The following is a 23,361-nucleotide window of genomic DNA, read 5'->3' as shown; positions in this document are numbered from 1 at the left end:
AGCTGGTGGTTTCGACGCGCTCGCTGGCGCTCGCTGCTCTACCACCGGTGGGCTCGCTGGCGCTCGCTGCTGATCGGGAGGAGCTGGTGGTTTCGACGCGCTCGCTGGTGCTCGCTGCTCAACCACCGGTGGTCGAGCCCGACCGAGCGCCAGCGAGGGAGGACGTCGAGACCCAGCGAGGGACGCACCCCGCCGGACCACCGAGTGCGTCTCGCCTACGACCCGGTGATGTTGACCAGCCAGTTGATCCCGAACCGGTCGTCGAGCGAGCCGAACCAGTCGCCCCAGGGGGCCTTCTCCAACGGCATCTGGATCGTCGCGCCGGCCGACAGCCCGTCCCACCAGCCGCGCAGGCGCTCGAGGTCGGTGCCGGAGAGCGCGACGCCGAAGCCCTGCGGCGTCTCGTACATCCCGTGCGGGACGTCGGAGGCGAAGACCACCAGCCCGTCGCCGGCCGTGAGCGCGGCGTGCATGACCTGGGCCTGCTCGTCCTCGGGCAGGCCCATGCCGCCCATGTCGGCGAAGGTCATGACCTGGAGATCACCCCCGATCACCGACTGGTAGAACTCCATCGCCTCGCGGGCGTTGCCGGCGAAGTTGAGGTACGGCGTGAGGATCGCGGTCATGGTGGCCTCCGGGTCGTGAGTGGGGTGAGCCTCGCCCACACCGACCCGGCGCCGCAGCGGAACTCATCGATCCGCCGGGGGACGCTCCGCGGCCGTCCGACGTTGCGTACGGTAACCCCCGTCACGCACCGCCGTACCGCGCCGATCCGTGCGCCAGACCCCAGGAGTCCCGGATGCCCGCAGCCCCCGTGAGAGACGACTTCGACATGAGCGCGGTCACGGACCGGCTGCCGAGCATCGCTGCGCAGTTCCTCGACCGGGTACGCCGTACGCCGTCGAACGAGGCCTACCGGTTCCCCGTCTCCATGGGCGGGGAGGAGGTGTGGTCCTCGCTGACCTGGAAGCAGGCGGGCGAGCGGGTCCTGCAGTACGCCGCGGGGCTCGTCGCGCTCGGCGTCGAGCCGGAGCAGCGCGTCGCGATCGCGGCCGCCACGCGCTACGAGTGGATCCTGGCCGACCTGGCGATCATGTGCTCCGGAGCGGCGACGACGACGGTCTACCCCTCGACGAACGCCGAGGACACGACGTACATCCTCACCGACTCCGGCTCGCAGGTCGTCTTCGCCGAGGACGACGACCAGATCGCCAAGCTGCGCGAGAACCGCGCGCAGCTCAGCGAGGTCTCGAAGGTGATCACCTTCGACGGCACCGCAGACGGCGACTGGGTGATCGGGCTGGACGACCTGGCCAGCCTCGGCGCCGAGCGGATCGCGGCCAAGCCCGAGGAGATCTACGACATCGTCGAGGCGATCGGTCCCGACGACCTGGCGACGCTGATCTACACCTCCGGCACGACGGGGAAGCCGAAGGGCGTCCGTCTCCTGCAGGGGTCGTGGACCTACGAGGGCGCCGTCATCCAGGGGCAGGGGATCCTCGACGAGTCCGACCTGCAGTTCCTGTGGCTGCCGATGGCGCACTCGTTCGGCAAGGTGCTGCTCAGCGCCCAGCTGGCGTGCGGCTTCCCGACCGCGGTCGACGGCCGCGTGGACAAGATCATCGACAACCTGGCCATCGTGAAGCCGACCTTCATGGGGGCGGCGCCGCGGATCTTCGAGAAGGCCTACGGCCGTATCCAGACCATGCAGGAGGCCGAGGGCGGCGCGAAGAAGAAGATCTTCGACCGCGCCTTCGCCACCGGTCTGAAGTACGACGGCCTCAAGCGGGAGGGCAAGAAGCCCGGCTTCGTGCTGGAGCGCGAGCACGCCGTCCTCGACAAGCTGGTCTTCGCTAAGGTCCGCGAGCGGTTCGGTGGCCGGGTGCGCTTCTTCATCTCCGGCTCGGCCGCGCTCAACCGCGAGATCGCCGAGTGGTTCCACGCCGCCGGCATCCTCATCCTCGAGGGGTACGGGCTCACCGAGACCTCCGCGGGCGCCTTCGTGAACCACCCCGACGACTACAAGATCGGCACCGTCGGGCCGGCGATGCCGGGCAGCGAGGTGCAGATCGCCTCCGACGGCGAGGTCCTCATCAAGGGCCCGCACGTGATGCAGGGCTACCACAACAACGTCGAGGCCACGGGCGAGGCGCTCGAGGACGGCTGGATGCACACCGGCGACATCGGTGAGCTCGACGAGGACGGCTTCCTGCGCATCACCGACCGCAAGAAGGACCTGTTCAAGACCTCCGGCGGCAAGTACGTCGCCCCGTCGGCCATCGAGGCGCAGTTCAAGGCGATCTGCCCGTACGTCTCCCAGTTCGTCGTCCACGGCAACGAGCGCAACTTCGTCTCCGCGATCGTCGCGCTGGACACCGACGCGATCACCGAGTGGGCGCAGAGCAACGGGCTGGGCGGCAAGAGCTACGCCGAGATCGTCGGCTCGGACGCCTGCCGCGCGATGGTGCAGGGGTACGTCGACCAGACCAACGCCCGGCTGAACCGCTGGGAGACGGTCAAGAAGTTCATCGTCCTCGACCACGAGCCGTCGGTGGAGACCGGCGAGCTGACCCCGTCGATGAAGGTGAAGCGCAAGGTCGTCGAGTCGAACAACCAGGCCGAGCTGGACGCTCTCTACTCCTGACGCTAGGGGACGCCCCCTCCGGTCGGGGGCGCCCCTCCGACGAGCACCGGCGCGGACCCGGTGGAGTCCAGCAGCCCCGACTCCGCCCGGCAGGACCGGCTCGCGACCGAGCAGCTGACCATGCGTCCGCGACCGAGCACCGCGGCGTAGCGGCCGTGGAAGGCGAAGCCCCAGAAGCGTCGAGGCCCGAGCCACCCGCCGAGGGCGAACTTGTTCGCGGTGGCGACGCCCGGCACTGTGAAGCGCTCCCGCCTCCCCGTGCTCGTCTCGCGCAGGGAGAACAGGTAGTTCGCGCCCCCGAGGACCAGCGTCTCGCCGGGTACGGCCACGGGCGGCTGCGTGGGCAGGGGCGGGATCTCGCTCACGCGGCGCGGCCGCGAGCCGTCCAGCGGGTACGCCCAGCTCCCGCCGATGCCGTCGACGTACGCCGCCCGGTCGTCGAGGTAGCGCACGGCGGGGTCCGCGTCCTCGTACTGCTCGGCCCGGTACTCGTCGAGGTCGCCCATCCCCTCGGTGCTGGCGACCGTCTGGCGTCCGGTCCGGGTGTCGAGCACGTCCAGGCGGTAGAACCGCTCGCCGGTGCGGTCGACCGGGCCCCGGGCGTCGTCGAGGAAGGCGACGTGGTGCCCGTCGGGGGAGACCAACGGTCCGTCGGGCGCCACGACTCCGTCGCCGACCGGCCTCGCCGCAGAGCGCGAGTCGGAGAACCACAGCCGGCGCCGCGCGACCAGGAGCACGCCGTCGGGGACCAGCGCGTAGCTCTCGGCGTGCACACCGACGTCCACGCTGCGTCCGTCGACGTGCAGCGTCGTGCCCTGCATCCAGCTGATGCCGTCGAGCGGCACGCGCGCGTCGCTGGTCGGCAGGACGTACGGGCGCTCGATCGGCGCCGGCGCCGAGGAGGGCGCCGAGGGACCGCCGCACGCACTCGCGCACAGGGCTGTGGCGGTCAGGGCGGTCAGGGCGGTCAGGGCGGCGACCGCGGCGCGTCGGGGCTGCACCTGGGCAACCTACGCTGGGCCTGTGCCCGGCGTACCCCTCGACGGCGAGCCCGTCCCGGACGACGGCGCGCTGCCCGCAACCTCCGCCGCCGAGGTCGGACGGGCGCCGCTGGGGATCTACGTCCACGTGCCGTTCTGCTCGGTGCGCTGCGGCTACTGCGACTTCAACACCTACACCGCCGAGGAGCTCGGCAACGGGGTCTCGCGGACGACGTACGTCGACCAGGCGATCGCCGAGGTACGGATGGCCGCGCGGGTGCTGGGCGACGCGGCGCCGCCGGTGTCGACGGTCTTCGTCGGCGGGGGCACCCCCACGCTGCTGCCGCCGGGCGACCTCGTGCGCGTGCTCCGCGCGATCGACGACGAGCTCGGGCTCGCACCCGACGCTGAGGTCACCACGGAGGCGAACCCGGACAGCGTGACGCCGGAGTCGCTGGCCGAGCTGGCCGCGGGCGGGTTCGGGCGGGTCTCGCTGGGCATGCAGTCCGCGGTGCCGCACGTGCTGTCCGTGCTGGACCGCACGCACGACCCGGAGCGGGTGCCGCGTGCGGTGCAGTGGGCGCGAGAGGCCGGGATCGGGCAGGTCAGCCTGGACCTCATCTGGGGCACGCCGGGGGAGTCGGCCGAGGATTGGTCGCGCTCGTTGGAGGTCGCGCTGGCCTCACGTCCCGACCACGTCTCGGCGTACTCGCTGATCGTGGAGGACGGCACCGCGATGGGCCGCCAGGTACGTCGTGGGGAGCTGCCGGCGCCCGACGAGGACGACCTCGCCGACAAGTACCTCGTCGCCGACGACGCACTCGCCGCCGCAGGACTGGGCTGGTACGAGGTCTCGAACTGGTCGACCGGGCCGGGTACGCGCTGCGAGCACAACCGGCTGTACTGGACCGGCGGCGACTGGTGGGGCATCGGGCCGGGCGCCCACTCGCACGTCGCCGGCACCCGCTGGTGGAACCGCAAGCACCCTGCGGCGTACGCCTCCCGCCTCACCGCCGGGCTCTCCCCGGGGCAGGGACGTGAGGTGCTCTCGGCCGAGGACCGCCACGTCGAGCGCGTCCTGCTGGAGGTGCGCCTGGCCGATGGGCTGCCGCTCGACGCCCTCGACGACGCGGAGCGTGGACGCGTTCCCGGACTCGTCGCCGACGGCCTGGCCGAGCCGCGGGAGGACGCGGTCGTCCTGACCCGCCGCGGCCGGCTGCTGGCGGACGGCGTGGTCCGCCGGATCCTCGGCTGACCTGCCGCGGCCCCGTGGTCGCGGTGCCGCGCGGGTGGCGGTGGTCTCGACGTCCCCCCTCGCTTCGCTCGGTTCGGGCTCGACCACCCGTGGGTGGTCGAGCAGCGAGCGCGTCGAGGCCCGGTGGGGTGCGCACCCACCGCGACCACGGCCGTCGCCCTAGGCTGCCCCTCGTGCAGCGACCCGGCGAGACCCTCGACCTGGTCGTGGCCCGCGGTCGTACGTCGATGGGCACCCGGCTGCTGCGGCTGCGGCTGCGGTCCTGGCAGATCGGGCAGTGCGCGGTCGCGGCCGGCGTGGCGTGGTTCGTCGCCCACGACCTGATCGGCCACCCGATGCCGTTCTTCGCGCCGATCGCGGCGGTGGTCGGGCTCGGCACCTCGTACGGCCAACGACTGCGCCGGGTCGGCGAGGTGACCGTCGGCGTCGCTGTGGGGGTGTTCCTCGGCGACCTGCTCTCGCACGCGATCGGCACCGGCTACTGGCAGATCGCGCTGATCGTCGCGCTGTCGATGACCACGGCGCTGCTGCTCGACGCCGGCAACCTGCTGGTCACCCAGGCCGCCGTCCAGTCCGTGGTGGTCAGCGTGCTGTCGGCGAACTCGCAGTACGCCTTCACCCGGTGGCTCGACGCGGTGGTGGGCGGGGTCGTCGCCCTGGTCGCGGCGAGCCTGGTGCCGCGGGCGCCGCTGCGCCGTCCCCGCGAGCAGGCGGCTCTCGTGGTGGACAAGGTGGCCGACCTGCTCCGTGCCACGGGGGACTGCATGGACGACGGCGACGTCGAGCACGCGATGGACGTGCTCGCCGACGCGCGGTCGACGGACCGGTTCGTGCGCGAGCTGCAGTCCGCGGCGGACGAGGGGCTGTCGGTGGTGGCGTCCTCGCCCTTCCGTCGTCGGCACGCGGCCGGCGTACGCCGGATGGCGGACCTGGTGGGTCCGCTGGACAACGCCCTGCGCAACACCCGGGTGCTGGCCCGGCGGGTGGCGATCGCGGCGTACCGGCGCGAGCCGCTGCCGGAGGGCTACCCCCAGCTCGTCCGCGACCTCGCCGCCTGCGCCGACGCGGTGGCCGACGAGCTGCGCGCGGGTCGGCTGGCCGAGGCGGCGCGACCGGGTCTGGTGGCGCTGGGCCACGCGAGCTCGGCGGTCGCCCGGGCGCACGGGCTGTCCGGCGAGGTGGTGCTGGCCCAGGTCCGCTCGGTGATCGCGGACCTGCTCGCGGTCAGCGGGATGGATCCGATGGAGGCGACCGACGCGATCCCGCCGCTGGCCGAGACCTGAGGTCAGGCGGGAGCGCCGAGGCGCGCGGGCAACCGGTCGTAGCCACGCAGGATCCGGGTCGTACGACGCCGCGCGCCCGGCTGCAGCTCGAGGTCGGGGTAGCGGTCGAAAAGCGTCCGCAGCCCGACCTCGCCCTCCATCCGGGCGAGCGCCGCACCGAGGCAGTAGTGGCGGCCCGAGGAGAACGACACGTGGTCGCGGGCGTTCTCGCGGGTGACGTCGAACCGGTCCGCGTCCTCGAACACGTCGGGGTCGCGGTTGGCCCCCGCGAGCATCGTCGTCACCAGCGTGCCCTGACGTACGGGGACGCCGGCGACCTCGGTGTCACGGGCGGCGAGCCGTCCGGTGAGGAGCACCGGCGGGTCCACGCGCAGCGCCTCGTCGGTCGCGTTGGCCCACAGGTCGGGGCGCTCGCGCAGGACCGTCAGCTGGTCGGGGTGGGCGCGCAGCAGCGCGATCGCGTTCCCGAGCAGGTTGACGGTGGTCTCGAACCCGGCGGCCAGGACCAGGCCCGCGGTGGCCTTGAGCTCGCGCATGTCGAGGCCGACCCCGTCGTCCTCGGCGGCCACCAGCCGGCTCATCAGGTCGTCACCGGGGTCGCGGCGCAGCTGCTCGAGGTGGTCCTCGAGGTAGTGGTCGAAGTCGTGCAGGCCCGCCTCGACCCGCCGGAAGCTCGACCAGCCCAGGCCGGTGTCGAGGCTCGGGGCCGCCGCGGCACCGAAGCCGAGCACGCGGTCGCGGTCCCCGGCCGGGACGCCGAGGATCTCGGCGATCACCGTCACCGGCAGCTGCGAGCAGTACGCGTCGACGAGGTCCACCGGCCCGGTGGTGTCGAGCGAGTCCACCAGCTCGTCGGCGATCGCCTGGGTGCGCTCGCGCAGCGCCTCGACCGCGCGGGCGGTGAAGACCCGGGTGACCAGCTTGCGGTAGCGCGTGTGGTCCGGCGGCTCGGTGGCCAGCAGCGACGGCGGCTCGAGCGGCCCGAAGCGGTGCTCGGGGTCCTGCGCCCAGCGGCTCAGGTCGGCGATCCGGCCCTCGCCGGGGTCGAAGATGCCGGTGCGGAAGTCGTTGCTGCTCAGGACCTCCTTGACCACCGGCAGCGAGGCGGTCATGTAGGAGAAGAACCCCTTGTGCACCGCGCCGGAGGCCCGTACCTCGTCGGCCACGTGCCCGACCTCGTCGGGGGTCATGCCCACGGACCCGACCATCAGCCGCCCCTGCAGGTCCCCGCGCCTGGCCGCACGGGTGGCCATCAGGTTCGGCAGCGCGTGGTTGAGCACCCACCGGGTCGGCTGGCGCAGTGGCGCCGCGAGTGAGGAGACCGGACCGCCGGTCGGACGGGTGAGCAGTGCCATCGGGGTGCCTCCGAAGTGCGAGACGTACGTGGTACGCAACCGTACCAGTCGGGTCCGGGTGGCAGGCTGGCCTCATGAGTGAGCAGAGCGCCGCCCCTGTCGTGGTCGTGACCGGAGCGAACGGGCTGGTGGGCGCGCGGACCTGTGCCGCGCTGCTGGCGCACGGAGCCCGGGTGCGGGCGGTGGTCCGCCGGGAGGGCGCGGCCCCGCAGGACGTGAAGGGGATCGAGGAGGTCGTCGGCGACTTCGCCGACTCGTCGTTCGCGGCGCAGGTGGTCCGCGGCGCGGACACCGTGGTCACCACGGTGCACCCGATGGGTTCGGACCGGTCCGCGCAGGAGGAGGTGGGCCTCACGGGCACGACGACCTTCCTGCGTGCCGCGGTCGAGGCCGGCGTCGGACGGCACGTGCACGTCTCCACGGCGGGGGTCTACGTCCGCGATCCCGGGACGGGCGACGTCGACGAGGCGGGCGCGCTCGTGGGGGACGGCGCCGGGACGTACCCCGAGGTCAAGCGGGACGTCGACGCCGCGATCGCCGAGATCGGCGGGATCACCCGGGTGCTGGTCCGTCCGCCCGCGATCCTGGGCGCGGCGGAGTCGTCGGTGTGGAACACGCTGCGGCCCGCCGCACTGCGCGACGACCCCGAGCAGCGCCACGGCATCGCGGACAAGACCTTCGCCTGGGTCCACGTCGATGACCTCGCCGACCTCGTCGCACTCGTCGCCGGCGGTGCGATCGCCGACTCCGAGGACCCGTCCCGCGGTCCGGTCCCCGGTGGGTGCACGCCGGTCAACCTGGCGGGGGAGCCGGCCACCGAGGAGCGCTACCTCCGTACCGTCGCCGACGCCCTCGGCGTCGAGATCACCTGGGACGACGAGCCCGCCTGGACCGGCCAGCTGCTGACCGGTCGTGCGCGCGGGTGGGGCTGGACGCCGCGCGTCACCCTCGACTCGGCGATGGCCGAGCTGGCGTCAGGCGTGCGGGGCGGCCCCGAGGACCGCGAGGGCTGACACCTCAGCTCCGGCGGAAGCGTGCCAGCCACCCGTGCGCCGTGGCCGAGTCGAACGGCGGCTCGCCGGCGCGCATCGCCGCCTCGATGCTGGTGCACGACTCGCGGGCGTGCTCGACCACGTCGATCGGGTAGCCCAGCGTCCGCCGGTGCTCGGCGAACTCGTCCTCGTCGTCGACCCAGATCCGGCCCGTGGTCCCGCGGATGACATCGAGGTCCAGGTCGACGGCGCGCAGCACGGTGTCGGTGAGCCAGTACGACGGCGTGGTGATGTCGACGTACGTCGCGAACGGGCGCCCGGCGTCGGCCACCGGGTCCGCGCCGTAGAACGTCGCCAGCCACCAGTCGTCGTACGGCGCCAGCGTGACGTGGTCGGCCACCGCGGTGATCGCGGCGCCGGGGCGGGTCATGACCGTGCCCTTGCGGATCCCGCACCACACGCCGTGCTCGTCCATCCCGAGCCGGTGGGCGTCCATCTCCCAGTGCGGTGAGTCGGGCCACTTGCGGCACTCGATGCGCACGGGGGTCACGAGGCGCCACGCTACGACGGAGGAGTACCCGGCGGGCGGGTGCCCGGTCGGGCTACCGGTCGGTAATATCCGGCGCATGAGCGATGCCGAGAACGGACCCGCCCCGAGCTTCGACCTGACCGAGGACCAGCAGGAGCTGCGCGGCTGGCTGCACACCTTCGCCGCCGACGTGATCCGTCCCGCGGCCGCGGAGTGGGACGAGAAGGAGGAGTTCCCCTGGCCGGTCCTCGAGGAGGCCGCCAAGGTGGGGATCTACTCGATGGACTTCTTCGCGGCGCAGAGCTTCGACCCCACCGGGCTCGGCATGCCGATCACGATGGAGGAGCTCTTCTGGGGCGATGCCGGCATCGGGCTGGCGGTCGTCGGCTCGACCCTGGCCGCCGCCGGTGTCGCGGCCAACGGCACCCCCGAGCAGGTGGGGGAGTGGGTCCCGGAGATGTTCGGCACCCCGGGCGACCTGCGTACGGCCGCGTTCTGCTCCTCCGAGCCGGACGCGGGCAGCGACGTCGGCGCGATGCGTACCCGGGCGACGTACGACGAGGCGAGCGACGAGTGGGTGCTCAACGGCACCAAGACCTGGGCGACCAACGGCGGGATGGCCGACGTGCACGTGGTCACCGCGGTCGTCGACCCCGAGCTGCGGACCAAGGGTCAGGCCAGCTTCGTCGTCCCGTCCGGCACCGCGGGACTCTCGCAGGGGCAGAAGTTCGCCAAGCACGGCATCCGTGCCTCGCACACCGCCGAGGTGGTGCTGGACGGCGTCCGCGTCCCCGGTCGCTGCCTGCTCGGCGGCAAGGACAAGCTCGACGCCCGCCTGGCGAAGGCCCGCGAGGGCGCGAGCAGCCGTGGCAACGCCTCGATGGCGACCTTCGAGCGGACCCGCCCGGCCGTCGGCGCCCAGGCGGTCGGCATCGCGCGGGCGGCGTACGAGTACGCCCTCGACTACGCCCGGACCCGCGAGCAGTTCGGCAAGCCGATCATCGAGAACCAGGGCATCGCCTTCCAGCTCGCCGACATGGCCACCGCCGTCGAGGCCTCCCGCCTCCTCGTGTGGCGCGCCGCGTGGATGGCGTCGGCCGGCAAGCAGTTCGAGTCCGCCGAGGGCTCGATGTCCAAGCTCTTCGCCGGCGAGACCGCCCGCAAGGTCACCGACCAGGCGATGCAGATCCTCGGCGGCAACGGCTTCACGCGCGAGTACCCCGTCGAGCGGATGGCCCGCGACGCCCGGATCTACACGATCTTCGAGGGCACCTCGGAGATCCAGCGCCTCGTCATCGCCCGCACGATCTCCGGGGCTCCCATCCGCTGACGCCGCTGCAGGTTCCCCACGGTATGCAGGGTCGTTTCGGGTGAAACGGACACGCCGAGACGCTTCCCACGACGAAGTCGCACTTCCCACGGCGTACCCACCGTGGGAAGTGCGACTTCGTCGTGGAGAGGACGGTGCTCAGTCCTCGAGCGGCGCGCCGGCCGCCTTCCAGCGGCGTACGACCTCGTCGCGGTGCTCGGCGTCGGTGACGAGGATGACGTCGAAGGGAACAGCCGGGCGATCCCAGTACTCGCCGAGCTCGATCGGCTCGGCATAGGTGTCGACGGCGGTCTGCAGCAGTTGCACTAGGGCCGACCGCTCGGCGTCTGGCGATTCGTGGTTGTCTTCATCGTCGGTGAGAACCTGCTCAGGGTTCACAATGATCAAGACGTATCCCTTGTCGGTCGGGAGCCAGTCAAGGTCGCACAGGCACTCGTCCAGCGCGGGGTAGTTCTCACCGAAGTAGTCGCCGAACTGGAGCGCGGCCCCGAACTCGTCCATGAGTGCCGGCCAGGCCCGCATCTTGCGTCCACGCAGCTTCCGGACGACGCGTCCTGTGCTCCGCAGCACGTAGTTCCAGTCCAGCTCTTTGGTCAGAACTGCCACGGTGCACCACTCGTCGCGCTCGAGTTTCGACAGCAGCTGCCTCGTCCCGGCGGCGACACGAGCGTCGATCTCCTCGATGCTCTCCGTCATCGGATTCTCACTCCCGTCCTGTAGTGGTCGTCGGTGTACCACAGTGAGCCGTCTGACCCCGTCAGCAACCGGTCCCCAGGGCGGGGGTCCCCGCGCCTCTTCGCTTGAATGTCGTACTCCTTGTAGCTGATCGACTGCCCGTCTGGCTCGAACGCAGGGAACCGAGCCTCGCCGCCCTTCTTGGTGGGCTGATTGGCGTAGACCTTGTTCCCTCTGAACCTCAGCGGTGTCGCACCACCGTGGCGGCTGATGTGGTGCCACGCCTCGAACGCAGCCGGGGGAGGGACGGGGGCATCGCTACGCAGCATGGCGCCCGATCCACGGACGACGACGAGCTCACGCTCAGGCCCGAAGACGTAGTCCGTGGGCCGGTCCCCAAAGCGCACCCGGTACGTCGATTGCGCCACCGGGTTCGCCAACGCCCGGGCAGCGACCTCCTCGGAGGCGAAGACGTACGTCGAGGAGTCGCCGACACGCGTGCCGAGTGCACGGAGCTCACGCGCCTCGCGAAGTCTGCGAGTCGCCGCGACACCGGCAACCAGCCGCTCGATCCCGGCGCCCTCGCGCGCGGCCCCGGCGCCCTTGGTGAGGCCCTGGCCGCCGAGGAACACCTCGAACGCGCTCTCGGTGCCCCGGCCGACGGCACGGCCGTACTCGCCGCGGGCCCAGTCCTCGCGGAACGGGTCGAGGAAGGAGTCGAGGAGCAGGGTGTCGGTGCCGACCGGGTCGCGCAGGTACGTCCAGCCCAGGCGCGCGACGCCCTCGAGGGTGTCGATCGGGTGCCGCAGCACCTCGCCGGTGCCGGTGATGCTGCCGGTGAGCAGGGTGGTGAACTCGTCGAGGCCGCCGAGGACCTGGTACGTCGTGCTTGCGTGCCACTCGCGGTAGTCGTCGTCACCGACCTCGCCGTACGCGTCGCGCATCGCGGCCCAGGCGTCGTCGGTCGTCGCCGTGCCGTCCGAGAAGCGACTGCCGAGGGCACGGAGGGGGGAGCCCAGGGCGGCCGACGCGAGCGCGGCGGCCGGGACCTCGGACCACGCGGGGTCGTAGCCGGTGATCAGGCTGCGGATCTCGCCGACCAGTGCGGCACGCTGCTCGAGGAGCGCGCGTTTGAGCTCGCTGCCGCGCGCCTCGGCGTCCTCGCGGGTACGACGTGCACGTTCCGCGTGGAGCGCGGCGGCAGCGCCGGCGTCGGGGGAGGCCGCCACCTCGGCGGCCGCGGACTCGGCCGCGGCGGCCGAGCGCCGTACCTGCGCGCGCAGGTCGTCCAGCTCGTCCTCGACCCGCCCCCACGCACGGGCGTGCTCGGCGAGGACACCGGCGGCGCGGGTGCCGGAGGACTCGAGGCGGGCGTACTCCGCCTCGACCCCGCGCAGACCGTCGGTGAGTGCGGTGCTGCGCAGGGCCGAGCTCGAGCGCCACAGTGCCGTGATCGCCAGCCGGGATCCCTCGTGGAACCGGGTCGCCTCCGCGCGTGCGGCGGCCGCGACCGAGCCGAGCCGCTCGGCCGCCCCGGCCAGTGCGGCGGGGTCGCCGGGCAGCGGCGCGAGGGCGCCGGTCACCGCCCGTCCGCCCGGTCCAGGTCGTCGCCGATGTGCTCGGCCAGCCACCCGGTGGCGCGCACGTGGGTGGCGAGCGCGTCGGAGAACAGCGACGTCGCCGTGGCGAAGCGGATCAGCTCCTGGGCGAGGTCACCCTCGAGGGCGCTCGCGCAGGCGCGAGCGCAGGCGTCGAGCGACCTCCCGGCCGCGGTCGTGGCGCTCGACACGGCCACGAGCGTGTGCCCTTCCCGTGCCAGTCCTGCGGTCTCGCCACCGACCAGTCCCATGCCGACGATCCTCGTCGGGACGGGCGCCCGGCGGAACCGGGCGGCGGCGATCTGTGGACAACCGCTCGCTACGGCCGCTTCGGCAGCAGCCCGGAGCGCCCGGCGACCTTCACCACGATGTCCTGGTAGCGCGCACCGACGACCTTGGCGAACGTGTGCAGCGCGTGCGCGTCCGCCCCGACGAGGATGCGGGGCTTGTCGGCCAGCACCGCCTTCACGATGATCTCTGCGGCCTTCTCGGGCGTCGTCTTGGCGAGCTTCTCGTCGAAGGTGCTCGCGATGTTGCTCATGCTCTCGCCGGAGGTCGCCCGGCCGTTGCGCGCGATGCCGGTCTTGATGCCGCCGGGGTGCACGCAGGTCACGCCGACCGGGTGCTTGGCCAGGAGCATGTCCTCGCGGACCGACTCGGTGAAGCCGCGGACGGCGTACTTCGCGGCGTTGTACGTCGACTGGCCCGGCATCGAGAGCAGGCCGAACAGCGAGGAGATGTTGACCAGATGCCCGTCGCCGGACTCGATGAGGTGCGGCAGGAACTCCTTGGTGCCGTTGACGACACCCCAGAAGTTGATGCCCATGATCCACTCGAAGCCCTCGTAGTCGATCTCGTCGATCGGGCCGGTGTAGGAGACGCCGGCGTTGTTGACGATCACGTTGACCCGGCCGAACTGCTCCTTGACCGCCGCGGCGTACGACGTGAACGCCTCGCGGTCGGCGACGTCGAGGCGGTCCGAGCGGACCTCGCGCGCACCGGCGGCCTTGACCAGGTCGACGGTCTCGGCCAGACCCTCCTCGTTCACGTCGCTGAGCGCGAGCAGCGCACCGCGCCGGGTCACGTCGAGGGCGAGGGCCCGTCCGATGCCGGAGCCGGCTCCGGTGATGACGACGACCTTGTTGTCGAAGGACTTCATGCGGCGTTCTCCTTGGTGTTCCGGGGGGTGGTGACGTAGGCGTCCTCGTCGAAGCTCGACAGCAGCCGACGGAAGGTGAACGTGGCACGCGGCCACAGCGTCGTGTTGTTGCCGTGCTCGTCGAGGTACCAGCTGGCGCAGCCGCCGGTGTGCCACACCGTCGGCTTCATCCGCCGCTGCATGTCGGCGCTCCACTCGGCGACCTTCTCCGGGCGCGGCTCGACGGCGCCGAGCCGCCGGGCGTCGATGGTGCGCAGGGCGTCGAGGACGTACGCGATCTGGGCCTCGATGACGAACACCATCGAGGTGTGGCCCAACCCGGTGTTGGGACCGACGATCTGGAAGAAGTTCGGGAAGCCGCTGACCGTGGTGCCCTTGTAGGCCCGCATCCCCGCCTCGCCCCAGGCGTCCGCGAGCGTACGACCGTCGCGGCCCTTGATGTGGTGGGCGATCGGCTGGTCGGTGATGGAGAACCCGGTGGCGACGATGAGCACGTCGACGGGGCGCTCGGTGCCGTCCGCGGTGACCACGCCGGTGGGCGTGATCCGCTCGATCCGGTCGGTGACGACGTCGACGTTCGACTGCGCCAGCGCGGGGTAGTACGTGTTCGAGATCAGGATCCGCTTGCAGCCGATCTTGAAGTCGGGGGTCACCGTGGCGCGCAGCTCCGGGTCGGCGATGCCCTTGGCGATGTTGGCCTTGGCGATCTCCTGCACCGGGCGGGCGATCGCCGGCTTCCACGTGAAGGCGGGCACGTACGTCTCCCGGCCCCAGTAGATCGCGGTGCGGTAGAGCTTCTGCAGGCCGGGGACGTACTTCAGCGCGGCCCGCTCGAGGGCGGGGTACGTCCGGTCGTGGCGCGGCATGACCCAGGGCGCGGTCCGCTGGTAGACGTCGAGGTGCCCGACCGTCTTCGCGATCTCGGGCACGATCTGGATCGAGGAGGCTCCGGTGCCGATGATCGCCACCCGCTTGCCGGTCAGGTCGTAGTCGTGGTTCCACCGCGCGGAGTGGAAGGTCTCGCCGGCGAAGTCCTCGATGCCCTCGATGTCGGGCAGCTTGGGGGAGGACAGCCCGCCGGCGCCCGAGACCAGTACGTCGGCGGTGACGGTCCCGGCCGACGTGGTGACGCTCCACCGCTGGTCGGCCTCGTCGTACGCCGCGTCCTCGACGGTGGTGTCGAAGACGAACCGGTCGAGCACCCCGGCCCGCTCCGCGGTCCGGCGGATGTAGGCCTGGATCTCCGGCTGCTGGGAGAACGAGCGCGACCAGTCCTTGTTGGGGGCGAACGAGAACGAGTACAGCTGGCTGGGCACGTCGCAGGCGGCGCCCGGGTACGTGTTGTCGCGCCAGGTGCCGCCGACGTCGGAGCCCTTCTCGACCACGAGGAAGTCGGTCTGGGCGCTCTCCTGCAGCTTGATCGCCATGCCGAGACCGGCGAAGCCGGCGCCGACGACGAGGACCTTCACGTGCTCGGGGAGAGATGTTCCGGAAGTCATGGGACGAACCTAGCGACCGTATTGAACGAGCGTCAATAGCGTTGTTGAACAAAGTTCAGTAGGCTGCGTCACGTGAGCACGGTCGACACCCCGCGGGTACGGATGACCCCCGAGCGCCGCCGCGAGCAGCTGCTCGACCACGGCGTGCGCCTGCTCTCGACCCGGAGCCTGGACGAGCTGTCCATCGAGGCGCTCGCCGAGGAGGCGGGGATCTCGCGCGGGCTGCTCTACCACTACTTCGGCAACAAGCAGGAGTTCCACCGGGCCGTCGTCGCGCGCGCCGTCGACGACCTGGTCGCCGTCACCGCGCCGCGCGAGGGGGAGGACCTGGTCGAGATCCTCACCGAGTCGCTGGAGGCGTACGTCGACTACGTGGTCGCCAACCGCGTCGGGTACGCCTCGCTGGTCCGCACGGCGCACGGCGGCGACGAGCACCTGCGCGAGCTGTACGAGCAGGCGCGCTCCGCGCTCACCGGCCGGATGTTCGAGCGCGCCGGCGAGACCGGCATCCGCTCACTCGGCTACGACGACACCCCCGCCACGCGACTGATGGTCCGCGGCTGGGCCTCGCTGGCCGAGGAGGTCGTCCTCGGCTGGGCGAACGACCCCACGGCGATGAGCAAGGACGACCTGCTCGCCAGCCTCGCCGGCTCCCTCTTCGGCGCCCTCGACGCCGCCACCTGATCCCGCGCGCCCGGGCGGGTCGGGTTTCGACGAGCTCGACCTCCGGTGGTCGCGGTGGTTGCGGTGGTCGAGCCTGTCGAGACCTGGTGGTGCGCGCCGACCGAAACTGTCGGAGGGTCCTGCCAGCCTCCTGGGCATGACCACTTCCCCGATGCTCGACCCCACCCCGGACGCCGCCGCGGCCCGCGCCGACGCCCTCGGCCTCAGTGAGCTGGCGCTGGCGATCCTCGACTTCGAGGGCCGCTGGTGGCAGACCCCCGAGGCCAAGGACCGCCAGATCCGCGAGACGTTCGACCTCACGGCGGTCCGCTACTACCAGCTGCTCAACCGGCTGATCGACCTGCCGACGGCTCGTGAGGCGGCGCCGCTGGTGGTGCTGCGGCTGCGCCGGCTGCGCGCACGTCGCGCGCACGGGCCCGCAGCCCGGCTGGGGTGAAGACCCACACCCGCATCAGCACGAAGCGCATGACGGTGACGAACAGGTTGGCGGCCGTCAGCGCGACCACCTCCACCGTGTGGTGGTCGGTGCCGGTGCGGTCGACCAGCCAGAGGGTGCCGCTGGTGACCCCGAGCCCGGCGGCGAAGATCGCGAACCCCTGCGCCTGGTGACGCAGCCGGTTGCGTGGCCCGCGTACGCCGAACGTGAACCGACGGTTCGCCGCCGTGTTGGCGACGGCCGTGATCACCAGCGCGAGCAGGTTCGCGACCTGCGCCGACGTCCCCTGCCGCATCCAGAGGTAGAGCAGCGCGTACGCCAGCGTGGAGGCGACGCCGATCAGCCCGAAGACCAGCACCTGCATCCGCAGCCGCCCCTGCCCTGCCCGGGCGCTGGCCCGGCCGAGCGCCGCGGCGACCTCCGCGACGGGGATGCGGCCGGTGAGCAGGCCGGTGCCCACCCGGGCGATGCCGCGCAGGTCGTCGTACGCCGTCCGGACGATGTCCACGCGGCTGTCCGGGTCGTCGACCCAGTCGACGGGCACCTCGTGGATGCGCAGGCCGGCACGCTCGGCCAGCACCAGCAGCTCGGTGTCGAAGAACCACGCGTCGTCCTCGACCAGCGGCAGGACCGCCCGGGCCACGTCGGCGCGGATCGCCTTGAAGCCGCACTGCGCGTCGGAGAAGCGGGTGCGCAGGGCACCCTTGACCAGCAGGTTGTACGTCCGCGAGATCAGCTCGCGCTTCGGCCCGCGCACCACCCTCGAGTCGTGGCGCAGCCGACTGCCGATGGCGAGGTCGGAGTGGCCGCTGATCAGCGGTGCCACCAGCGGCAGCAGCGCCTTGAGGTCGGTGGACAGGTCGACGTCCATGTAGGCCAGCACGTGCGCCGGGGACTCGGCCCACACCTGCTTCAGCGCCCGCCCCCGACCCTTCTGCTCCAGGCGACGCACGTGGACGTCGTCGTACTCCTCGGCCAGGCTCCGCGCCACCGCCGGGGTGGCGTCGGTGCTGGCGTTGTCGGCGATCGTGATCCGGAACGAGTACGGCAGCGTCGACAGGTGCTCGTGCAGCCGACGGACGGCCGGGCCGAGGTCGGACTCCTCGTTGTAGACCGGCACCACGACGTCGAGGGTGGTGGACACGTGCGCCTCCGAGGATCCGTCGCGGCCGGGTGCGGTGACCAGGGCGCTCACGAGGTGGCTCCGCTCAGGTCGTAGACGGTCACGCCGTCGACGGTCGTCGCGGTGTAGTTGTCCTCGACCCAGCTGCTGATCGCGCTGCTCGTCGACGACCCGCTGCCGCCCGGACCCCCACCCATGCCGCCTCCGGCGATGAAGTAGTGGATCTCGCCGGCGGCGACGTAGGCCTTGAACTGCGCCAGCGTCGGGTACGGGTCGGTGCCGTTGAAGCCGCCGATCGCCATGACCGGCTCCTCCGAGGCCAGCTGGTAGCCGGAGGCGGAGTTGGAGCCGACGGCAGCCGCGGCCCAGCGGTAGTCGCTCGCGTCGGCCTGCAGCATCGCGGTGATCCGGGTGCTCGAGGTGCTGCCGTTCAGCAGTCCACCGACCCCGCCTGCCCCGCCGCCACCGGTGCGACCCTGCCCCTGGGTGGCGTTGCCGCCCTGGGCCTGGCCGCCGCCGGGCGCCTGCCCCTGCTGCTGACCGCCGGCACGCTGGCCGCCGAAGCCACCCGGCCGTCCCGTGCCGCCCCCACCGGGACCGCCCTGCCCACTGGTCGGGCCCGCGCTGGGGATGGAGCCTTCGTGGCCGGTGGTCGTGGTCTGCACGGCGTACGCCGCGGGGCCGGCGAGAACGGCCAGCAGGCTCAGGCCGGCGATGCCCAGGGCCAGCCGGCGCGGGAGCACCCGAAGGAAGACGATCGCGGCGGCGACGGCCAGCCCGCCGATCAGCACGACCCAGCGCAGCCAGGGAACGAAGTCGGCCGAGCGGCCCAGCAGCGCGAAGGACCAGGCGCTGGTCAGGGCGACCGTGCCGGCGGCCACGGCCAGGACGGCCACCGAGCGGCGGTGCGTCCAGGTCAGCCAGGCTCCGATGCCGACCATGGCGCCGATCATGGGGGCCAGGGCGACCGTGTAGTAGGCGTGGAAGATCCCCGCCATGAAGCTGAAGGTGAGTGCGGTGGTCACCAGCCAGCCGCCCCAGACGAGGACGGAGGCGCGCAGCAGGTCGGTACGCGCGGCCCGGCGGGTCAGCCAGAGCGCGGCGACGAGCGCGATCAGCGCGGCGGGCAGCAGCCAGGCGACCTGGCCGCCGATCTCGGACCCGAAGAGCCGCAGGATCCCGGTCGAGCCCCACATCCCGCCGCCGTTGCCGCCCCCGCCGCCGACTGAGCCGGTCTCGTCACCGGTGATCCGGCCCAGGCCGTTGTAGCCCAGCGTCAGCTCGAGGATCGAGTTGTCCTGCGAACCGCCGATGTAGGGGCGGCTCGCCGCCGGCCACAGCGACACGATCGCGATCCACCAGCCGGCGCCGACGACCATGGCGACGAAGGCGACCAGGAGGTGGCCGATCCGCTTGCGCAGCGGCACGGCGGCCACCACGAGGTAGACCAGCACCAGGGCGGGGAGGATCAAGAACGCCTGGAGCTGCTTGGCGAGGAAGGCCAGGCCGACCAGGGCGCCGGCGAGGGCGAGCCAGCGGACGGGGTGGCCGACGTAGCCACGGGTACCGGTACGACCGGCCTCCAGGGCGCGCAGCGTCGCGTACGCCGCACCGACCAGCAGCAGCGCGAGCATCGCGTCGGGGTTGTTGAACTTGAACATTAGCACCGCGACCGGGGTCAGCGCCATCGTGGCGCCGGCGATCAGACCCGCGGCGGGCGAGCCGGTCCAGCGGCGGACGCCGGCGTAGAGCAGGCCGACCGTGGCCATGCCCTCCAGCGCCTGCGGCAGCAGGATCGCCCAGCCGTGCAGGCCGAAGATCCGGACGCTGAGCGCCATCGGCCACAGGGCGAGCGGCGTCTTGTCGACGGTGATGGCGTTGCTGGCGTCGGAGGAGCCGAAGAAGAACGCCTTCCAGGACTCCGAGCCGGCCTGGACGGCGGCGGAGTAGAAGGAGTTCGCCCAACCGGAGGCGCCCAGGTCCCACAGGTAGAGCAGCGCCGTCAGGGCGAGCAGCCCGAGGAGCGCCGGGCGGACCCAGGCGGGGTCGTCCGGGCGGCCCCGCACCAGGCGGGCGGGGGACGGGCCGACGCGCGGGCGTGTCGCCCGCCGGTCGGCTGACGTCTCGGCAGTCACGTCGTGCGCTCGGAGCGCGGTCGGGGAGGTCATGTCCCTCAATCTCGGCGACCGGGCTGCGAGGAGACCGTGTCACCTCTGTGCCCCACCTGTGAGGGTCGTCGCCCGTCGGTCTCGCCAAGACCGTGCGAAGACGGCACGATACTCGCGAGGCGAGGAGGGCCGATGATCCGACGTACAGGCCGGGCAGTGCTATGCCTTGTCGCGCTGGTCGTGCTCGGTCTCGTGCCGCCCGCGCTCGCCGTGGCCGGCCAGGCGTACGCGTCCTGGGAGCCGATGCGTGGCTCGGCCGGCGACTTCGCGGGAAACGTGCAGCTTTCGCCGAGGTTTCCCGCCGCCTCGTACACCTCGGACTCGCGCGGCGGCCAGGTGGGTGTGCAGAGCGGCTCCAGCACCTGGCTGCCGGACTGGACACCCGTCGGGCAGCGGTACGGCTCGAGCCGTGGGAAGTCCTACCTCAACCTCCGTCCGCGCGCCGACCGCGCGGACGAGCCCTCGACCACGACCTACACCTTCGACCGTGCGACCCCGCAGGGGTGGACCTTCGTGCTCGGCGACGTCGACGCCGACGCCGTGCGGGTCAGCGCGCTCACCGAGGACGGACGCGAGGCCAGCGGCACCCAGCTCGGATTCCGCGGCACCTTCAACTACTGCGGGCAGAACCCTCGGCCGAGCGTCTGCAGGACCCTGCAGAGCGACGAACCGACCTGGAACGGCTCGGCACGGACGCTGACCGGCAACCGTGCCGCTGCGGATACCACCGGGGCGAGCGGGTGGTTCGAGCCGACTGTGCCGCTGCGGACGCTGACGTTCGAGTACACCCGACGCTCGGGCTTTCCCGTCTACCAGACCTGGTTCGCCGTCCGGACCCAGGACCTCGCCGGCACGGTGAGCGACTCCAGCCCGGCCGGCAGCACATGTCCTCTGGGTGGCATCGAGGTCGAGGTGCGCGACGGCACAGGTGCAGTGGTGGCGACGACGCGCACCGCCGACGACGGCACGTACGACGTCGCCGGCCTGCCCGCCGGGCCCGGGTACGCCGTCGCGATCGGCGACGTGCCGCAGGCCTGTCGGATCGACGGGCCGTCCCGGCGCGTCGGGGTCGACCTGTCCGGCGCGGACGGGACCGCCGACTTCGCCGTCCGGGCGCTGGTCCCCGCGGCGATCACGGGCAGGGTCGCCGAGCAGGGCTCGGGCCAGGAGCTGGCCGGCGTCACGGTCACGCTCACGCCGATCGGGGGCGGGACCCCGACGGTCACCACCACAGCCGAGGACGGGACGTACGTCTTCGACGGCAACGACCCCGGTGACTACACGGTGAGCGTGTCGCCACCACCGGGCTACACAGCGGCAGACCCGGCTTCGACCGTGGTATTGGTGCCGCAGGGTGACGACAGCCCGCTCAATGGCAACGACTTTGCGCTCGTGCCCGCCCCGGACGTGTCCGGCACGGTGACGGCGGGAGGCGGACCGGTCGCCGGGGCGGCGGTGCAGCTGACCGGCATGGGCGTCACCGAGCGCGCCGTCACCGACGAGAACGGCGCTTACCGCTTCGAGCGGGTCCCTGCGGGGGGCTACACCGTACGCGTGTCCGACCCGCCCCCTGGCTATCAGGTGCCGGGCCCGCAGACCGTGACGGTCGGCCGTCAGGACCGGGCAGGGGTCGACTTCGCGCTCAGCCGCTTCGGAGCGGTCGGTGGCGTCGTCGCCGGTGAGGGCCCGGTCGCGGGGGCCACGGTGACGGTCACCGGCCCGGACGGCTACCGGCAGAGCAGCAGGACCGATCAGCAGGGCCGGTACTTCGTCGACGGCCTCGGGGCCGGGACGTACGCGATCAGGCTCACCCCTCCCGCCGGGACCACGGCCGCAGTGACGACCCGCGCGGTGACGGTCACGGACGCCGGGGAGGTCTTCGACGGCGAGGACTTCACCGTCACCTGGGTTCGGGACACTCCGAGCCCGACTCCGACTCCGACCCCGGGCCCGGCTCACGGCCAGCGGGCCGGCGGCGCCTTCCTCCGATCGCCGCGAACCTCCGGCACGGTCGGGGCGGGCACGGTCGCGCTGCCCGACACCGGAGGACCGTGGTCCGGCTGGCTCTGGCTCGGCGGCGGGTGCCTGCTCGTGGGAACGCTCGTGATGCGCCGCGCCCGACTGCGACCTCCCGGCCGTCCCTGACCGCAGCGGCTCAGGGCAGACGCAGCGTGAACGTGGTGTCGCTGGGCCGGCTGTCGACCTCGACGGTCCCGCCGTGGGCCTCGGTGATGGCGCGCACCAGGGACAGGCCGAGCCCGGCACCCTCGCCCTGGGCCTCGTCGCGGGTACGCCCCGCGTCGCCGCGGGTGAACCGCTCGAAGGCGCGGTCGGCCAGACCGTCCGGCAGGCCCGGACCGTCGTCGTGGACGCGTACGACCGTGGCCGTGTCGTCCCGCAGCGCGGTGACCGTGATCGTCGTCCCGGCAGGGGTGTGCCGCCGCGCGTTGCCGACGAGGTTGCCGAGCACCTGGTGCAGCCGCAGCTCGTCGCCGGCCACGGTCAGCGGCTCGTCGGGCAGCTCCAGGCGCCAGTCGTGGTCCGGCGCCACCACGCGGGCGTCGACGACCGTCTCCAGCAGCAGGTGGGTCAGGTCCACCTCGGCGCTCTCCAGCGGCCGCCCGGAGTCGAGACGGGCGAGCAGCAGCAGGTCCTCGACGAGGGCGGACATCCGCGTGGCCTCGGTGCCGACCTTGCGCATGGCGGTGTCGAGGGCCGCGGCGTCGTCGGGCGTACGACGGCTCAGCTCGGCGTAGCCGTGGATGGTGGCCAGCGGCGTGCGCAGCTCGTGCGAGGCGTCGGCGACGAACTGGCGTACCCGCTGCTCGCTGCGGTGCCGTTCCGAGAGCGCATCCTCGACGTGGTCGAGCAGGGTGTTCAGGGCGCTGCCGACCTGGCCGACCTCGGTCGTCTCGTCGGTCAGGCGGGCGTCGACGCGGGTCTCGATCACCGCGTCGCCGGAGTCCAGCGGCAGGCCGGTGACGTCGTACGCCGTGGCGGCGACCTGCTGCAGCGGCCGCAGCTGGCGGCGTACGAGGTACGTCGCGGTGCCCGCCGCCAGGAGCGTCCCCGCCAGCGCCAGCAGCAGCGAGAGCAGCAGCAGCCGGTGCGTGGAGGAGTCCAGCTCATCCTCGGGGAGCCCGATCGCCACGAGAGCCCCGTCGCTGCTCCCGCCGTCGGTGAGCAGGACGAGGACGCGGTAGTCGCCGCGCCCGTCCAGCGAGACCGTCGTCGGGCGGCCGGGGGAGACGTCCGCGAGGCGCTGCATCGACGCGCGGGAGACCGAGTCGAGCGGCCCGCCCGACTCGGGCACGACGCCCGAACGACTGTCGCTCGAGCCCGAGGCGGAGCCGTCGTCGATGACGGCGAGCAGGGTGCCGGGGCTGAACGGCCGTCGGAAGCCGTCGGGCGGCTCGCCGCCGAAGCCCCGACCGGGATCGCCCCCGCTCCCCGTGCTGGGCCCGCCTCGCGCCGCCCGCTGGGCGACGTCGACCAGCTGCTGGTCCAGCCGCGAGGTGAGGTAGCGGCTCATCACCAGCGACGTGACCAGGGCGACCAGCACCAGTACCACCGCCACCAGGCCGACCACCGTCATCGTCAGCCGGGCCGCGAGGGTGCGGGGGAGTCGGTCCCTCAGGTGCGCCCGCATGC

The 23,361-nt window shown here is 72.5% G+C and carries 20 protein-coding genes; 8 read left to right on the top strand and 12 right to left on the bottom strand.

From position 1 onward, the window contains the following. Positions 1–215: 215 nt before the first annotated feature. Positions 216–626 carry a VOC family protein gene (locus tag IEX42_RS04185; RefSeq protein WP_188778494.1) on the bottom strand — a complete coding sequence of 137 codons (411 nt, stop codon included), beginning with the start codon at positions 624–626 and terminating at the stop codon, positions 216–218. 173 nt (positions 627–799) lie between these two features. Between IEX42_RS04185 and IEX42_RS04180 the strand changes: the two genes are divergently transcribed. After that, entirely contained in the window at positions 800–2,644 is a 1,845-nt protein-coding gene (locus tag IEX42_RS04180; protein ID WP_188778492.1) for an AMP-dependent synthetase/ligase, read from the top strand. Between the two features lie 2 nt (positions 2,645–2,646). Here IEX42_RS04180 and IEX42_RS04175 read toward each other — a convergent pair whose 3' ends face one another. Then, positions 2,647–3,645, bottom strand: coding sequence for a hypothetical protein (locus IEX42_RS04175; RefSeq protein ID WP_229660582.1), 999 nt, complete (start codon positions 3,643–3,645; stop codon positions 2,647–2,649). A 22-nt stretch (positions 3,646–3,667) separates the two neighbouring features. Between IEX42_RS04175 and hemW the strand changes: the two genes are divergently transcribed. Then, positions 3,668–4,879: a radical SAM family heme chaperone HemW gene (gene hemW / locus IEX42_RS04170; RefSeq protein ID WP_229660581.1), complete on the top strand. Its 1,212-nt coding sequence runs from the start codon at positions 3,668–3,670 to the stop codon at positions 4,877–4,879. A gap of 173 nt (positions 4,880–5,052) precedes the next feature. Beyond that, entirely contained in the window at positions 5,053–6,162 is a 1,110-nt protein-coding gene (locus IEX42_RS04165) for an FUSC family protein (protein ID WP_229660580.1), read from the top strand. A 2-nt stretch (positions 6,163–6,164) separates the two neighbouring features. Here IEX42_RS04165 and IEX42_RS04160 read toward each other — a convergent pair whose 3' ends face one another. Further along, a complete protein-coding gene (locus tag IEX42_RS04160) occupies positions 6,165–7,517 on the bottom strand; it encodes a cytochrome P450 (RefSeq protein WP_188778489.1) in 1,353 nt (450 codons plus the stop codon). A 74-nt stretch (positions 7,518–7,591) separates the two neighbouring features. Here IEX42_RS04160 and IEX42_RS04155 point away from each other — a divergent pair, with 74 nt between their 5' ends. Then, positions 7,592–8,530 carry an NAD-dependent epimerase/dehydratase family protein gene (locus IEX42_RS04155; protein WP_188778487.1) on the top strand — a complete coding sequence of 313 codons (939 nt, stop codon included), beginning with the start codon at positions 7,592–7,594 and terminating at the stop codon, positions 8,528–8,530. Positions 8,531–8,534: 4 nt separating this feature from the next. Here IEX42_RS04155 and IEX42_RS04150 read toward each other — a convergent pair whose 3' ends face one another. Further along, positions 8,535–9,059 carry a DUF402 domain-containing protein gene (locus IEX42_RS04150; RefSeq protein WP_188778485.1) on the bottom strand — a complete coding sequence of 175 codons (525 nt, stop codon included), beginning with the start codon at positions 9,057–9,059 and terminating at the stop codon, positions 8,535–8,537. Positions 9,060–9,135: 76 nt separating this feature from the next. On the opposite strand from IEX42_RS04150, the gene IEX42_RS04145 reads away from it, so the two are divergent. Continuing rightward, a complete protein-coding gene (locus IEX42_RS04145; RefSeq protein WP_188778483.1) occupies positions 9,136–10,368 on the top strand; it encodes an acyl-CoA dehydrogenase family protein in 1,233 nt (410 codons plus the stop codon). Positions 10,369–10,506: 138 nt separating this feature from the next. Here IEX42_RS04145 and IEX42_RS04140 read toward each other — a convergent pair whose 3' ends face one another. The 5 genes from IEX42_RS04140 to IEX42_RS04120 form a co-directional block, all read right to left on the bottom strand. Further along, positions 10,507–11,064 carry a barstar family protein gene (locus IEX42_RS04140; RefSeq protein ID WP_188778482.1) on the bottom strand — a complete coding sequence of 186 codons (558 nt, stop codon included), beginning with the start codon at positions 11,062–11,064 and terminating at the stop codon, positions 10,507–10,509. Then, positions 11,061–12,626, bottom strand: a complete 1,566-nt coding sequence (locus IEX42_RS04135; protein ID WP_188778480.1) for a ribonuclease domain-containing protein — start codon at positions 12,624–12,626, stop codon at positions 11,061–11,063. The genes IEX42_RS04140 and IEX42_RS04135 overlap by 4 nt, the downstream gene beginning before the upstream one ends. After that, positions 12,623–12,892: a hypothetical protein gene (locus IEX42_RS04130; RefSeq protein WP_188778478.1), complete on the bottom strand. Its 270-nt coding sequence runs from the start codon at positions 12,890–12,892 to the stop codon at positions 12,623–12,625. The genes IEX42_RS04135 and IEX42_RS04130 overlap by 4 nt, the downstream gene beginning before the upstream one ends. A gap of 68 nt (positions 12,893–12,960) precedes the next feature. After that, on the bottom strand, positions 12,961–13,800 hold the full coding sequence (locus IEX42_RS04125; protein ID WP_188778476.1) for an SDR family NAD(P)-dependent oxidoreductase: 840 nt from the start codon (positions 13,798–13,800) through the stop codon (positions 12,961–12,963). Continuing rightward, complete coding sequence (locus IEX42_RS04120) at positions 13,797–15,299, bottom strand: flavin-containing monooxygenase (RefSeq protein WP_188778474.1); 1,503 nt, start codon at positions 15,297–15,299, stop codon at positions 13,797–13,799. The genes IEX42_RS04125 and IEX42_RS04120 overlap by 4 nt, the downstream gene beginning before the upstream one ends. Positions 15,300–15,371: 72 nt before the next feature. Here IEX42_RS04120 and IEX42_RS04115 point away from each other — a divergent pair, with 72 nt between their 5' ends. Together IEX42_RS04115 and IEX42_RS04110 are read left to right on the top strand one after the other, a co-directional pair. Further along, entirely contained in the window at positions 15,372–15,983 is a 612-nt protein-coding gene (locus IEX42_RS04115) for a TetR/AcrR family transcriptional regulator (RefSeq protein ID WP_229660579.1), read from the top strand. Positions 15,984–16,119: 136 nt separating this feature from the next. Then, on the top strand, positions 16,120–16,419 hold the full coding sequence (locus tag IEX42_RS04110; RefSeq protein WP_188778472.1) for a DUF3263 domain-containing protein: 300 nt from the start codon (positions 16,120–16,122) through the stop codon (positions 16,417–16,419). Here the strand turns inward: IEX42_RS04110 and IEX42_RS04105 are convergent. After that, a complete protein-coding gene (locus tag IEX42_RS04105) occupies positions 16,307–17,614 on the bottom strand; it encodes a bifunctional glycosyltransferase family 2/GtrA family protein (protein WP_188778470.1) in 1,308 nt (435 codons plus the stop codon). The two genes, IEX42_RS04110 and IEX42_RS04105, sit on opposite strands and share 113 nt — an antisense overlap. Further along, positions 17,611–19,710 carry a mannosyltransferase YkcB-related protein gene (locus IEX42_RS04100; RefSeq protein WP_188778468.1) on the bottom strand — a complete coding sequence of 700 codons (2,100 nt, stop codon included), beginning with the start codon at positions 19,708–19,710 and terminating at the stop codon, positions 17,611–17,613. Before IEX42_RS04100 ends, IEX42_RS04105 begins: the two co-directional genes overlap by 4 nt. 132 nt (positions 19,711–19,842) lie before the next feature. Here IEX42_RS04100 and IEX42_RS04095 point away from each other — a divergent pair, with 132 nt between their 5' ends. Continuing rightward, on the top strand, positions 19,843–21,855 hold the full coding sequence (locus IEX42_RS04095) for an MSCRAMM family protein (RefSeq protein WP_188778465.1): 2,013 nt from the start codon (positions 19,843–19,845) through the stop codon (positions 21,853–21,855). A gap of 10 nt (positions 21,856–21,865) precedes the next feature. On the opposite strand, the gene IEX42_RS04090 is transcribed toward IEX42_RS04095, so the two are convergent. Next, the gene (locus tag IEX42_RS04090; RefSeq protein ID WP_188778463.1) at positions 21,866–23,359 is read right to left on the bottom strand and encodes a sensor histidine kinase; all 1,494 of its coding nucleotides are present in this window, start codon (positions 23,357–23,359) and stop codon (positions 21,866–21,868) included. Positions 23,360–23,361 lie beyond the last annotated feature (2 nt).

The organism is Marmoricola endophyticus, from assembly GCF_014644415.1.
Classification (GTDB): Bacteria; Actinomycetota; Actinomycetes; order Propionibacteriales; family Nocardioidaceae; genus Marmoricola; species Marmoricola endophyticus.
Note: the sequence above shows the minus strand (reverse complement) of the source record. Positions and strands in the feature narration are given on the sequence as shown.